Source organism: Chitinivibrionales bacterium, assembly GCA_035516255.1.
Classification (GTDB): domain Bacteria; phylum Fibrobacterota; class Chitinivibrionia; order Chitinivibrionales; family FEN-1185; genus FEN-1185.
Window position 1 is genome coordinate 64428 of sequence record DATJAL010000061.1, and the last position, 14208, is coordinate 78635.

The window sequence follows — 14208 nt, forward strand, 5'->3', positions numbered from 1 at the left end:
AAAGTTTAAAGTAAAAACCCACATTCCATTTCTTAACTTTCAACCCTCAACGTCCGACTTTAAACCGTACTTTTAATGCGTCGAGCAGGAAATGCACGGATCGTAGGCCCGCACGAGCATCTCGAGCAAAAGCTGGAGCTCATCTTTTCCCCGGTCCGCAAACTGCGGTACGAGCTTGTCCATGTCCTTCTGGATGTTGGCGTGGTTCTGGTTGGTGGGGATGATGCAGTTGGCCTTGACGCATTTCCCGTGCTTGTCGTACGTGTAATCGTGGAATAGAATGCCGCGCGGCACATCAACGGCGCCCACGCCGCGGCCCTCGCGGCGCGCAAATGCGGCCTCTTCCTTCTTGACCCCTTTGTCAAGCAGCCAGTCGAGGTGCTCGATGGTCTTTTCCACCGAATACACGCATTCCACCACCTGCGCAACGGTGTTGAAGTAGGGATTGTAGCACGGCGCCTTGAGGCCGAGGTCGGCCGCGACCGCCTTGGCAAGCGGCGGGAGCTGGGTGTGGTTGTTGTTGAACCGCGCGAGCGCGCCGGCCATGTACGATTCGCGGTTGAACTTCGCCCATTTGGCGGTCGACTGCGAATTCATAAACTCGTTGGTGACCTTGAGGTAGCCGTCCACGGGAATCGGGTCTTTGACGTCGCTGGACCTGATCTTCCCGTCATACAGCGCGTATTCGGTCGTGTCGGTGAGAGAAACATATTCCGTCTCGCGCGTGAAGTTCGGAAGGCCGCCGGCAACGGATTTTACCACCGCGGCAAGCGTTTTCAGATCGGGAATCGCAGCCTCGAACCTTGCCTTGAGCCCTGCAAGCTCCTTTTCAGTGGGGAATTTGGTGAACCCGCCGATGCACGTGCGGATGGGGTGCGTGGTGCGTCCGCCCACGATGTCGCAGGTCTCGTTGGCGAGCCGGTGCAGCTTGACAACAAGGAGCACCGCGTCCTTGTGCGTGGTCGCGAGCGGAATGACGCTGCCGACCTTGAGCAGGTCGGGCAGTGCGAGGTATCCCACGTGGAGCACGTGGCTCTGCAGGTTTTCGCCGTGGTTCAGGATTTTGCGCAGCCTGCGCGACTGCTCGGAAATGGTGACGCCGAGCGCCGCCTCGGTTGCCTTGAGCGACGAGAACGTGTGGCCGATGGAGCAGATGCCGCAGATGCGCGAGGTGATGGTCGCCACCTCGGTGCAGTCCCTGCCTACCACCATAGCCTCGAAGAAGCGCGGCGCCTCGGGCACGCTCCACGTCACGGTCTTTACTTCTCCTTTGTCAATATCGACGAGGATGTTGCCGTGTCCCTCGACGCGGGTCACGTGGTGGACGTCGATATGAATGGTATTGGAGCTCATTTTCCGGCCTCCGCATCTACCGCAAACAACGTGAATTTCCGTTTGATATCTTCAATTGTCAAGTTGTATTTGGCAAGAACTTCATGCATGGCGTTTTTATTGGGGTTCGGCACGGCGCCGCGGCACCCTTCGCAGGGTGAATTGTTGCTCGGGCAGATGGCATTGCAGCCCGCCCGGGATATCGGCCCGAGGCACACCTGGCCCTTGTCGTACATACATTCGTTCGCGCGCATCTTGCACTCGACGCACACGGGATATTCGGGAATGTCGGGCGTGGTGCCGAACACAAGCGCCTTGACCACCTTGAGCAGTTCCGAACGCGTGATGGGACAGCCGTGCACGTAATAATCGACCTTCACCACCTCGTGAACGGCCTTGGTCGGATAGGTTTCGAGATGCGGCATCGCCGCGTCCTTGCCGTACACTTCTTTTTTCACCCTGTCGATGTTTCCCCACAGGTTTTTAATTTTGTTGACGCCCCCCGTCGCCGCGCAGGCGCCGTAGGCAACAAGCAGCTTGCTGCGGTCCCTGATGTCCTTTATGCGCGCCTCGTCCTCGGGACGCGTGATCGAGCCCTCGATGAACGCGACGTCGTATGCCGGCGCCTTGCCCGTGAGCACCTCGCGGAATTCCACTACGTCAACGATGTTGACGAGCCCGAGGATGTCCTCCTCGAGGTTGGCTACCTGGAGCTGGCATCCTTCACAGCACGCGAAATCGAAAAACGCGACCTTGGGTTTCATGTTACAATGCCTCCACGAGGTTCGAAATGCCGTCGAGGGTGAACACCGGGCCCTTCTGGCACACGTACATGCCCTCGATCTGGCAGTGCCCGCATTTGCCCACGCCGCATTTCATGCGGCGTTCGAGCGACACGATGATGTTCTGGTCCTTGAATCCCATCGAGCGCAGCTCGAGGATCACGAATTTGTACATGACCGGCGGCCCCACGATGAAGGCAACGGTGTTCTTGGGGTTGACCTGGTCTTTTATCTTGGGAATGAGCGTGGTGATGACGCCGATGTTACCCTTCCACGATGCGTCTCCGCGGTCGAGGGTTTCCAGGAACGTGATGGACTTGTTTTTGCGCCATTGGTCCATCTCGTCGGTGAACAGACGCTGCGACGCGTCGGTGAAGCCGCAGAGCAGGAAGAACTTGCCGTAATCGTCTCTCTTGTCAAGAATGTAGTTGATGGCGGACCGCAGCGGGACCAGGCCGATGCCCGCGCCGAAGATGACCAGGTCTTTTCCCTTGAGTTCGTCGAGGGGGAAATGCGTGCCGTAGGGCCCGCGCACGCCGATGGTGTCGCCGGCCTTGAGGCCGTGGAGCGCGGCGGTGACCTTTCCCACCCTGCGGATCACCATTTCGAAGCTCCCCTTTTTGGTGGGGGACGACGAAACGGAAATGGGCGCCTCGCCGATGCCGGGGATCGACAGCTCTGCGAACTGGCCCGGCCTGTGCCCGAGTTCTTTTCCGTCAATCTTGAACTCGAAGAAACGGTCCCTGTTGGTCATGGGACTTGTTTTTACAATGGTCGCCACCTGGGGCATATACAGTGAATCATGGTCATGGCATCCGCAGCTTTCGCACATGCTATGCCCCCTTTCCTATGATGTCGTTGTCGATGTCGGGCGGATACGCGATGTCGGGCACGCAGGCCTTCTTGCACCTGCCGCAGCCCACGCAGCCCGGAAGCCCGAAAAGCTCGAACAGGAATTTCTGTTTGCGGAACAGCCGGTGCCGTATGCGGTCGGCCGCCTTCTTGCGGAAGTTGTGGCCGCCCGCGCACACGGCGAACGGCTCGAGCACGCACGCGTCCCACTTGCGCACGCGGCTGCCCGAGGCGAGCGACAAGTCGAGTTCGTCAAGCACGTCAAAGCAGTAGCACGTGGGGCACACCATCACGCACGACCCGCACGAGAAGCATTTCTCGCCCCGCTTTTCCCACACCGGATGACGTTCCTTGCCTTCAAGGAATTTTGGAAGCTCGTCACGCTTTACAGAAAGGGAAACGCCGTCCTTCACCGCGGTCTTCATTTTCTCCGTTTTTGTTTTCATTTCGCCCGGGGCCGGTTTCGCCTTGCTGTTCGAGAAGAATTCCTTGCCGTTTTCGCTCACGATCTCCACGGCGTACAAATCGCCGCCCACATCAATCAGAAAAGCGTCGGCCGCAAGATACGGTTCTTCGGGCTTTATCATCGAGGAGGTGAACCGGTATTTTCCCGGTTTCGTGGGATAAATGCCGATGAGAATGGTTTTTTCCCTGCGCTCGCAATAATGCGCGTCAACGTTTTCCTCGCTGAATGCTTTGTCAAGCATGGCGATTGCGGCGAGGTCTCCGGGATGAATTCCGATAATCACCCGGCCGCCATCTTCAAGCACCGGTTTACACGACGAAGCGTCGCCCGGCTCGTACGACAGCAGTGTTTCCCTGCACGGAAATACATAGTTCTTTGGAGAGTAGAGCGTTTCGTCAAAGTCAAGGCGCAGGCTTTTCGCGCCGCCGAGTTTTTCATAGACGAACCGGCCGTCCCGCTGCACCGGTCCGATCACGTCAAGCGGCCCGGCAACGAGTGTTCCGATAAAGTCAAGAAGGTCTTTTTTTGATATTTGCAGGAGTTCCATACAGATGTCTCCCCTTTAGGGTCGGGATAAATGCCGGGAAAATCTTTTTACAAAGTGTGAAAAATGTCACGAAAAATCAGCTGTCCAAGAAGCGTTAAAATAATTGATTGACGGGTTTAGTTAAAGGGGATAAGAACTATTCAATCTTACTGATGGTAAATACGGTAAAGCGTATTCCCTGATGATGCATGACGGGCATAAAGGCGGCATTGCGAGCCGGAAATGCGATCTCCTAAATAACCATTTTAATCTTCACACCAACGTATTTTATCTTGTCGGGAAAGTTCATCAAGAAAAGGATATCCGATAATGCCAGAGAAGTTCGTTTACTATATGTACAAAATGACCAAAGTCTATCCTCCTAAAAAGGAGGTGCTTAAGGAAATTTCACTGTCGTTTTACTACGGCGCCAAGATCGGCATCATCGGCATCAACGGATCGGGCAAGAGCACGCTCATGCGCATCATGGCGGGGATCGACAAGGAATTTCTCGGCGAGGCGTGGATCGAGCAGGGCCGCACCGTTGGCTATTTGCCGCAGGAGCCGGCGCTCGACGAGAGTATTGACGTAAAGGGAAATGTTGAAAAGGCCGTGGCGCGACAGCGCGGTTTGCTTAAGGAGTTCGAGGACGTTTCCGCGAAATTCGGCGAGCCGATGTCCGACGAAGAAATGCAGAAGCTGCTCGACCGGCAGGCGCGGCTGCAGGATGAGATCGATACGCAGGACCTTTGGGAGCTCGACCGCCACATGGAAATCGCCATGGACGCGCTGCGCCTGCCGCCTGCAGACGCGAAGGTCGCCACGCTGTCGGGAGGCGAAAAACGGCGCGTGGCATTGTGTCGGCTTCTGCTGGAGGAACCAGATCTTCTTCTGCTCGACGAGCCCACCAACCACCTCGACGCCGAATCGGTCGCCTGGCTCGAGCGGCATCTGAGGGAATATAAGGGCTCGGTCATCCTCACGACGCACGACCGTTACTTTCTTGACAATGTGGTAGGGTGGATCCTCGAGCTCGACAGAGGACGGGGAATTCCATGGCAGGGAAATTACTCGTCTTGGCTTGGGCAGAAAACGCAGAGAATGGCGCAGGAAGAGCGCGAGGAAACGTACCGGCAGGCGCGCCTCAAGAAAGAACTCGACTGGATCCATCTTTCCCAAAAGGCAAGGCAGGCCAAGGGCAAGGCGCGCCTCAACGCGTACGAGGAGCTGCGGAGCCGGGAGACGCCGGAAAAACTCACCACCGCAACCATCGTCATCCCGCACGGCCCGCGTCTCGGCGACCTGGTGATTCGCTCGGAAAACCTTGTCAAGGCATACGGCGATAAACTCTTATTCGAAAACATGAATTTCAGCCTGCCGCGCGCCGGCATCGTGGGCATCATCGGTCCCAACGGCGCGGGAAAAACCACGCTCTGCAAAATCATCACGGGGCAGGAAAAAGCCGACGCGGGCCGGCTTGTCATAGGAGAATCAGTGAAGCTCTCCTACGTCGACCAGAACCGCGACGCGCTTAACCCGGAAAACACCATATTCCAGGAGATCACGGGCGGCCAGGACATCATCCGGCTCGGCAAGCTGGAAATGAATTCGCGCGCCTACGTGGGCCGGTTCAATTTTTCAGGCTCCGACCAGCAGAAGCCCATCAGAGACTGCTCGGGCGGGGAGCGCAACCGCGTGCATCTTGCCAAGCTGCTCCAGACCGGCGGCAACGTGCTCCTGCTCGACGAGCCCACCAACGACCTCGACGTGGAGACGCTCCAGGCGCTCGAACAGGCCATCCTCGATTTTTCCGGCTGCGTAGTCGTGATCACGCACGACCGGTGGTTTCTCAACCGTATCGCCACGCACATCCTGGCATTCGAGGGCGAAAGCCAGGCGCACTGGTTCGAGGGCAACTTCGCGGACTACGAGGAGGCAAAACGGGCGCGGCTGGGGATCGACGCCGATCAGCCGAGGAGGATAAAGTATAAAAAGCTCGTAAGGTGACGAGAATTCTTTACCGGATGGGTATTTTTGATGATTCCAATCGGTGCTGATACTATTAACACGATAGAATAATCTCGCTCGTCATATCTCCGCGAAAAAATATCGTAATAATGGGTCAAACAATTTGAAATGCCTTTGAATAATAAACCCACCGGCGACTGCAACCGGCGGGTTTTCACCATCACCTAAAGGAGGTTCACTAACTACTACTAACTGCAGTCAATTGTACTACGATACAATGCTAGTATAAATTGCTGAGAATATTGATAAAAAAAAACCTGCCGCGGCTGCATGCGGCAGGTTCGCCCTTTTTAAGAATGAAGGAGGTACTGAGGAACTGTGTACCACTTTCAACCGATAAATACCAACTACTCGCAGCCATACTAAATACGGGCGCTTGAGGTATATTATTGCGGATTTTGGATATTAAATTGATAGTCATAAGCAATTGAATTATATGCTTAAACTAGAAAATGCGCAACTTTGCTTAGAGCTTGTTGATCCATTTGCGGACCTTAAATTGCTCGGATCCCGGTACTGTACCGGCGGGTATATTTTTCAGGTCAGAGATAACATAATCGGTGATCTTCTTTCGGGACCAACTTATCCGGACGGCGGATTTAATTCTTTTGACGGTCAGGGGGCGCCTGAGGTTTTTCTAACCGCATTGAACGAGGAAAAAGCCGCGATAGGCGAGGATGTTTGCGTGCTTGGCGTCGGAATAGTGACCCGCACGAGCCCTAAAACGCCGTTTCACGTCCGTGACAATCCCGCAGTGAAGGAATTCGCAAAGTGGGACATTGATCAAATGGCCGGTGCAATCACCATGCGAACACGGCAGGTATTTGATAAGTGGGATACTTCAATAACCCGGTCCGTATCGCTGCAAGAAAGAAATGTCGAGTCCAAAACAAATCTCTCAAATAATGGGAGGGATCCTTTGCCGCTTCGCTGGTTCCCGCATCCGTTCTTTCCTTTTCCAAAAAACAATGTCGCCTGCCGGATCAGCGGTTCTGTTTCAGTCCCTAATAATCCGGGATTTTCCATTAATGATGAAGGCTATATTGAATTGAAGCCCGGCTATAACTGGAAAAAAGGCCTGTATCAGCCGCTCATAATTGACAATACAGGAATATTTTCCGCAAAACAGTTGCATCCCCTTGTTGAAAAGGTTATTGTAAGATGCAATTATATCCCGTCGTTTATTCCGGTGTGGGCAAATGACAACACGTTTTCATTTGAACCGTATCTTGAGACGGAAATAAAATCTTGCGACCACGTCACATGGAAAATACAGTACGAGTTTTGACCAAAAAACAACATGAGGGACCGCTCTTTAGATCCCTCATGTCCGACACTTGCTATGTACCCTTTATCCTGTCCAACCAAAAACCTTGTCCCAATTGACCTGGTCGGCAGGCCTCGTTTTGCCGGCCTTGGCGGACGTGCTCACTGCATTACCGGAATTCGAACTTGAATTCTGGCTGTTTTCCGTGTTCACGCACTGACAATTGTCAGGCTTTACCTTTTCCGACATTGTTCCAGACGGTCCCGGGCTCCCGGCCAAAGCAACTCCCGCACCGGCAAAAATCACCAGCATCGACGATAGTAATATTTTTCTTAAATACATATTTTACCTCCTTTATTTTATAAGAATTACGCCGGAAACTTCATTGATATTGCCCGAAACCGGTTTTATCCTCCCAATCAATCAACTCAGTGAGACAAATTGGTTGTTTAATGGATTTGACGTTGATGTCTGATTGGATTCAAAGACTTGCTTGATGAATTAAAGTCCAACGTGGTCTTGCATAATTGAGCAGGGTCTGAAACGGTTTACGCGAATCTTTATAAGGGGGAAATCCGAAGAACCGTTCCCGCGTCTCCGTGGCAAACTTTTCTTTGGAAATTGGGTTATACTAGTACCGCAAGATCACTCGTCTCCGGATTCCCCCCGAGCTGAACAATAGCATCAGAAGAGACGCCTTTTTCTTTGAGCGGCTCGACAACCTCGGAGAGCAAATCGGGAACCGAGGAAACAAGCACTGTTGCGCCGGCCTCAGTAGTTATTTTGATCTTGGTGAGGCATGCGGGAACAAGCACGGTATCACCTTTTTGCAAAGTCGTGGAGGAGTGTTTATCTTCAAGCCGTATATCCCCGTTGCATACTGTTATCACGCGGAACGAGCGTTTGGCGGGCAAGGGAACCTTCGCTGAATGGGAAAACAGGTATTCTTCCAGAGCGAAATAGCGGCAGGCGACGCGGAACGAATGGCTGAACGCGGCGGTTTTATCGACCGTCGCGGGAGGGATTTTATGGAACTGGTGCCAGGTCGTGTCGACGATTTCCAGCGATTCCCTCACGTGCAAATCGCGGGGCATGCAGCTTTTGTCAAGGCGGTCCCAGTCGTAAAGCCGGAAGGTAGTGTCGGAGGTTTCCTGCACTTCGTAAAACAAAACACCGCCGAGCACGGCGTGCACGGTGCGGCCCGGAACAAACACCACATCGCCGGCGGCGACGTCCACGAAATTGAGGAGCGGGACTATTTTGTCCGAACCTGCGGCATCCCTGAGGTCGTCGCGACTCACGCCTTTTTTGACCCCGCACACCACTTGGGCGCCGAGCTCGGCGCTGATGATGTACCAGCATTCGCTTTTTCCGAAATCGCCGAGGCCGAGCGCCTTTGCCTGCGCGTCGTCGGGATGCACCTGCACCGAAAGCTTTGCGTGCGAATCGATGAATTTGTACAAAAGGGGGAATCCCTTGTACCGGGGAATGGCGCCGACAATCGCGTCGTGCCCTGAGGCGAGAATTTCCGGGAGGGTTTTGCCCGCATAGGGCTCTGTCAGGGCGACGGATTCGTTCCCGCGCATGCCGGAGAGTTCCCACGATTCGCCGATGGCCGCGTCGGGCGGCGCGGCCTTGCAAAACACGCGTCCGATCGCGGCACCGCCCCAGATTTTTTCCTTGAGAATGGGGGAGAAGCGCAGAGGAGTCACGCGCGAAACATCGGTCACCGCTAGTCCTTTTCGATGATCTGGTTCTTGAATTCGTCGAACGACGAGAAGAGGAATCCGTCGAAGACGATGTCGAACTTGAGGGTCTCCAGGATGTAATTGACGTATTCGTTTGCCGAGATGATGTACATGGCGCCGCCCATTTTCTTCACCTTGTTGAGGTTGTACACGAGCGCGCCGATGCCGCCCGAACAGATGAAAGACACCTCGTCGAGGGCAAAGGCGATGTGCGAGCAGCCGCCGTCGATGATCCGCTGGATCTCCCGGTCGAGCGTGCGCGCATTTTCCCAGTCGACCTTTCCGCTGATCTTGATGACCTTGTAGGTGCCGATGTCGGTGAATTTCAATTCCAAGGAAATCCTCCTCGCGTGCGTGTTTCAAACAGGCGGATCCCGATATCCGGGGACGTGATCCGGTTCAGAGTTCTTTGAACTCGGCGTCCTCGATTTTTTTGCCTTGCGCGTCGAACCGTTGCGCCGTTTCCTGCTTCTTTTGTCCTTGCGGAGACCGTTTTTTTATAAATAGAGAATATGCTATTCTGATGATGACATACAAAACAAGAATACGGGAAGCCCATACAATAAGGCCTGTCATGTATCGCTCCGTTTACCGGTGACGAAACCTTACTCGGGCGCATCACTGGTGATCTTTATTAAATTACAATATTCTTTCCTTTGTGACAACCGGCATGTTGCGGAAGCATGTTTTACATATTTCTGCGCCGTTTGTTCAGAAAATAATTATCTTTGAATATCGTAATATTTACCTTTTTAAGATTATCAATAACGACCAAAAAAATCAATCTTTTTCAGGAAAGGACGCGGGCGATGAGCGTTGACATTGCAGTGTTGAACGACAAAATCAAGGAGGAGAGCAGTTTTGTCACCCTGCTGCGCAGCGAGATGGGCAAGGTGATCGTGGGACAGTCGAAAATGCTCGACCGGCTTCTGATCGGGCTTCTTTCGCGCGGCCACATTCTTCTGGAAGGCGTGCCGGGACTCGCGAAGACCCTGGCGATATCGACGCTGGCAAAAATCATCGACACGAAGTTCCAGCGCATCCAGTTCACGCCCGATTTGCTGCCTGCCGATTTGGTTGGCACCATGATCTACAACCAGAAGACCGGCGAGTTCGTTCCCAAGAAGGGACCGATCTTCGCCAACATCATTCTCGCCGACGAAATCAACCGCGCGCCGGCAAAGGTGCAGAGCGCGCTGCTCGAGGCGATGCAGGAGCGGACTGTCACCATCGGCGACACCACATACCCGCTTGCCGAGCCATTTCTCGTTCTCGCGACGCAGAACCCCATCGAGCAGGAGGGAACCTACCCGCTTCCCGAGGCGCAGGTCGACCGGTTCATGCTCAAGCTCAAGATCGTGTATCCCACCCGGGAGGAGGAAAAGGCGATTCTTGCCAGGATGGGAAAGGGCGAAATCCCCGAAGTGGCCAAGGTGATCACGGTCGACAAGATCTTCCGCGCGCGCGGCGTGGTCAACGAGATCTACATGGACCCCAAGGTGGAGGACTACATCATTGCCTTGACATTTGCGACGCGCGAGCCGGAGAAGGCCGGCCAGAAGGACCTCAAGGACCTCATCGCCTACGGCGCATCGCCGCGCGCCACTTTGTTTCTCGCGCAGGTCGCGCGCGCGCACGCCTTCATCCGCGGCAGGGGCTACGTCACGCCGGAAGACATCAAGTCGGTGGGCATGGACGTGCTAAGGCACCGGGTGCTGCTCACCTACGAGGCGGAGGCGGAAAACATTACGCCGGAAGATATTATTCAGAAGATATTTGACAGTGTGGAAGTGCCGTAGTAAATAGTCTTGATAAGAGTTTTTGCGGGGGAAGTCTCCCCCTGGGGTGCAGCTTCCGCAGCCTCCCTTGCTTAAATGGAAAAATAAAACCGGGAGGCTGCGGTGATCTGCACCCACACCCCCTCTTGGGCGCTGATACTTTTGTGATGCGCAGACAGCATGGTGGCTGGCGATAGAGCAGTGACAGGCCCCACTTTAATTCGGCGGAAGAAGAGAACATTGTATCGGTATCGGGTAATCTGCGGATTTTAAGTTGGTCAAGTTTTCTAGAAGTTAGCCGTGCTTTGCGCGTAAAGCCAAAGTGGAAATTACCATTTGCCAAGCGTTAGGCAGGACTGGAGGCCGCGCTGGAGCGCGGTGCTGTCCGGCCCTCGCCGTCAGGCATAGAGGGGCCGTGGCAGCCGGAGGCAAAGCCGAGACCGGAAGGACGGCCGGCCCTGCGAAGCGGGGAAACGCCCAATTTTTTTAAATGGTAACGGACTAGTATGATTCCAAGAGAAGTACTCCAAAACGTCCGGCGCATTGAAATCAGGACAAGAAGCATCGTGGAGTCCATCCTGTCGGGCGAGTACCAGAGCGTGTTCAAGGGCCGCGGCATGGAGTTCTCGGAGGTACGCACCTACACGGAGGGCGACGACGTGCGCAACATCGACTGGAACGTCACGGCGCGCATGGGACAGCCCTATGTCAAGAAGCACGTGGAGGAGCGCGAGCTCACGGTAATGCTCCTCGTGGACGCGAGCTCGTCGGGCCGCTTCGGTTCGGTGTCACGCTTCAAGGACGAGACCGCGGTGGAGCTGTGCGCGCTGCTCGCGTTCTCGGCAATCAAGAACAACGACCGCGTGGGCCTCATCATCTTCACCTCCGACGTCGAGAAATACATACCGCCCAAAAAAGGCAAGAACCACGTGCTGCGCGTGATCCGCGAGCTGCTCTATTTCAGGCCCGCAAAGGCCGGCACCAACGTTGCGGCGGCCGTGGAGTTCCTCAACCGCGTGCTCACTAAGAAATCGGTAGTGTTTTTGGTGTCCGATTTCCTGTCGCCGGGATTCGAGGTGCCCATCCGCGTGGCGGGCAGGCGCCACGATTTCGTTGCGGTGAGCGTTTCCGACCCGCGCGAGCAGCGTCTTCCCGACGTGGGCCTCATCGAGCTGGCCGACCCGGAAACCGGCAGGACCATGCTTATTGACACACGCGACAAGAACCTGCGCAGGGCCTTCGAAAAGGAATCGGAGAGGCGGCGCGCCGAGCTGTCGGGCTTCTTCCGCGCCAACGGCATCGACGAGATCCGCGTCTCCACCGGCGCCGACTACGTTGACCCCCTTGTCAAGTTCTTCAGGAAACGGGAGAAAATGTACCGGTGAAAAACGCGATAGCCGCGGCCGCGCAAAAGGCCTTTGCCCCGGCCGTAAGGCTGCGGCGGGAAATTCACCGCAGGCCCGAGCTTTCGGGCCGGGAACTGGCCACCGCTGCCCGCGTGCGCCGCGAGCTTCTCTCCGTGGGCCTTTCTCCGAAGCTCTGCTGCAACAAAACCGGCGTGGTGGCGTCCCTGAAGAACGGCAAGGGAAAGACCGTCGCGCTCAGGGCCGACATGGATGCGCTTCCCATCATCGAAAAAACCGGGCTCGCATTCTCTTCAGTCAATAACGGCGTGATGCACGCCTGCGGCCACGACATGCACACCGCCATCCTTGCGGGCGCGGCCCGCGCATTGGCGGCGCTGCGGGACCAATGGAAGGGCACGGTGGTGTTTCTGTTCCAGCCGAGCGAAGAGAGCGCGCCCGGCGGGGCCGTCGCCATGATCAGGGAAGGGGCTTTTCCCTCGCGCGCGAGCGCGGTGTTCGGCCTTCACGTGAACCCCGAGCACCAAAGCGGCACCGTGGCGATCAAGAACGGGCCCGACTACGCCGGCGTGGTCGACTTCGACGTCGTGGTGAAAGGCAAGGGCGGCCACGGCGCAGAGCCTGAAAAGGCGATCGATCCCATTGTTGCCGCGGCCGACATGGTGGCCGGCCTGGCCAAGCTTGCCAAAAAGGAATCGTCGCGCCGCGACCCGTGCATCGTGACCGTGGGGAAAATCAGCGCCGGCACCAAGTATAACATTATTCCCGAGCAGGCTTACTTTGGCGGCACCATGCGCGACATGTCGGAACCGCACCTGTTGTCGCTCATGCGAAAATCAAAACGCCTGATGGAATCAATTGCGCGAAAACACAAAGCGCGCGTGGAAGTGTTGTTTGACAAATCATATCCCCCGGGATTCAACAATCCAGCGCTGGCACGACGCGCCTTCCGCGTGCTGTCGAAAATACTTGGAAAGGGAAGGGTGACCTGGCGCATAAAACCGGTCATGCTCGCCGAAGATTTTTCCAGTTTCCAGAAAAAGGCGCCCGGCGTGTATTTCCACCTCGGCGTGCGGCCGAAGAACAGGAAAAAGGTGCCTGGAATCCACACTGCGGAATTTTCGCCGGACGAGGGGGCGATACTGACCGGCATAAAGGTGCACGCGGCGATGGTGATGGAAATGTTGGGCCTGGAATAAAATTGAGTGACTCGCCTATATGCGAATTAAATTAGCGGGGGAGGTCTCCCCCTGGGGTGCGGCTTCCGCCGCCTCCTTCACAATAAAAAAGAAGATCGAATGCCGGAGGCGGCGGCGATCCGCACCCACACCCCCTCTTTGGCGCCGGATTCCTATGGTTTGCGGAGTCCCGGGTGGCTAGCGATCCATCTGCGGCAGGTCACCGTGTGGAAGCATAAACTTTAGTTCTGGACAACCAACCTTTCCGAAAATGTCACTCCGCCGTCAAAGAGACTGACTAAATACACTCCGGCATGTAAAGTGGATGATACGCCTTTCAGCATGTTTCCGCCGGGCTTCAAGAATCTTGTGATGTCCAAATAATTGGCGATCAGACGTCCTTGGAGGTCGTACACTTTGAGCCTTGCTTTTGAGGAGTTCTCCAAAGTCATGCTTTCAAGCCCGCGCTTTTGGGGACTATTAATTGTTTGCGTGCTTTTCTGGTAGACGCGGACGTAGTCGAGGTACATCTTCTGGGGGAAAATTGAGGTGTCGATAGGATAAGGTGATGCATAAACAGTAACATTGGCGATAAAGTAGAACGGCTGATGAAATGAAGGAAAGTTGTAACTTGCATTGATTGTATCATATTCCCAGAATTTGTTTTCGTCGAAGAAATACTTTATTCCGAGAGAGTCCCACTCAATGGCATACAAGTGATAGTTGCTACATAAACATTCCGTATAATTATGCATCTTTGAATTATAGACTAGGGGGACCGAGTCTCCTTTAAAATCGCAAGATACAACATAGCCACTGTCACCGGGAGCTGTGCTGGATTGTCGAGGGCCCGTTTTTTGATCATATATTTCAATCTCTCCGCAGGA

Annotated in this window: 13 protein-coding genes; 5 read left to right on the top strand and 8 right to left on the bottom strand. The window is 55.0% G+C overall.

The genetic code is table 11. The annotated features are described in order from the left end of the window. Positions 1–72: 72 nt before the first annotated feature. From VLX68_17775 to VLX68_17790, 4 genes are read right to left on the bottom strand one after another with little or no spacing between them, the layout of a single operon-like run. Complete coding sequence (locus VLX68_17775; protein ID HUI94093.1) at positions 73–1353, bottom strand: Ni/Fe hydrogenase subunit alpha; 1281 nt, start codon at positions 1351–1353, stop codon at positions 73–75. Further along, positions 1350–2096: a hypothetical protein gene (locus VLX68_17780; GenBank protein HUI94094.1), complete on the bottom strand. Its 747-nt coding sequence runs from the start codon at positions 2094–2096 to the stop codon at positions 1350–1352. The genes VLX68_17775 and VLX68_17780 overlap by 4 nt, the downstream gene beginning before the upstream one ends. Before the next feature lies 1 nt (position 2097). Next, positions 2098–2946, bottom strand: coding sequence for an FAD/NAD(P)-binding protein (locus VLX68_17785; GenBank protein HUI94095.1), 849 nt, complete (start codon positions 2944–2946; stop codon positions 2098–2100). A gap of 1 nt (position 2947) precedes the next feature. Beyond that, positions 2948–3979 (bottom strand): 4Fe-4S dicluster domain-containing protein, encoded by a 1032-nt coding sequence (locus tag VLX68_17790; GenBank protein ID HUI94096.1) that lies wholly within the window; start codon positions 3977–3979, stop codon positions 2948–2950. A 309-nt stretch (positions 3980–4288) separates the two neighbouring features. Here VLX68_17790 and ettA point away from each other — a divergent pair, with 309 nt between their 5' ends. Together ettA and VLX68_17800 are read left to right on the top strand one after the other, a co-directional pair. Beyond that, positions 4289–5965 carry an energy-dependent translational throttle protein EttA gene (ettA, locus tag VLX68_17795; protein ID HUI94097.1) on the top strand — a complete coding sequence of 559 codons (1677 nt, stop codon included), beginning with the start codon at positions 4289–4291 and terminating at the stop codon, positions 5963–5965. A 457-nt stretch (positions 5966–6422) separates the two neighbouring features. After that, on the top strand, positions 6423–7274 hold the full coding sequence (locus VLX68_17800) for a hypothetical protein (GenBank protein HUI94098.1): 852 nt from the start codon (positions 6423–6425) through the stop codon (positions 7272–7274). A gap of 605 nt (positions 7275–7879) precedes the next feature. On the opposite strand, the gene VLX68_17805 is transcribed toward VLX68_17800, so the two are convergent. The 3 genes from VLX68_17805 to VLX68_17815 form a co-directional block, all read right to left on the bottom strand. After that, positions 7880–8983 (bottom strand): type I phosphomannose isomerase catalytic subunit, encoded by a 1104-nt coding sequence (locus VLX68_17805; protein ID HUI94099.1) that lies wholly within the window; start codon positions 8981–8983, stop codon positions 7880–7882. A gap of 2 nt (positions 8984–8985) precedes the next feature. After that, positions 8986–9336, bottom strand: a complete 351-nt coding sequence (locus tag VLX68_17810; protein ID HUI94100.1) for an STAS domain-containing protein — start codon at positions 9334–9336, stop codon at positions 8986–8988. A 64-nt stretch (positions 9337–9400) separates the two neighbouring features. After that, the gene (locus VLX68_17815; GenBank protein ID HUI94101.1) at positions 9401–9577 is read right to left on the bottom strand and encodes a hypothetical protein; all 177 of its coding nucleotides are present in this window, start codon (positions 9575–9577) and stop codon (positions 9401–9403) included. A 233-nt stretch (positions 9578–9810) separates the two neighbouring features. Here VLX68_17815 and VLX68_17820 point away from each other — a divergent pair, with 233 nt between their 5' ends. The 3 genes from VLX68_17820 (at position 9811) to VLX68_17830 (ending at position 13342) form a co-directional block, all read left to right on the top strand. Next, positions 9811–10800, top strand: coding sequence for an AAA family ATPase (locus tag VLX68_17820; GenBank protein HUI94102.1), 990 nt, complete (start codon positions 9811–9813; stop codon positions 10798–10800). 485 nt (positions 10801–11285) lie between these two features. Beyond that, positions 11286–12164 (top strand): DUF58 domain-containing protein, encoded by an 879-nt coding sequence (locus VLX68_17825; GenBank protein ID HUI94103.1) that lies wholly within the window; start codon positions 11286–11288, stop codon positions 12162–12164. Continuing rightward, entirely contained in the window at positions 12161–13342 is a 1182-nt protein-coding gene (locus VLX68_17830; protein HUI94104.1) for a M20 family metallopeptidase, read from the top strand. The genes VLX68_17825 and VLX68_17830 overlap by 4 nt, the downstream gene beginning before the upstream one ends. 221 nt (positions 13343–13563) lie before the next feature. Here VLX68_17830 and VLX68_17835 read toward each other — a convergent pair. Next, positions 13564–14208, bottom strand: a 645-nt coding sequence (locus tag VLX68_17835; protein ID HUI94105.1) for a T9SS type A sorting domain-containing protein, incomplete at its 5' end; no start/stop codon positions are given.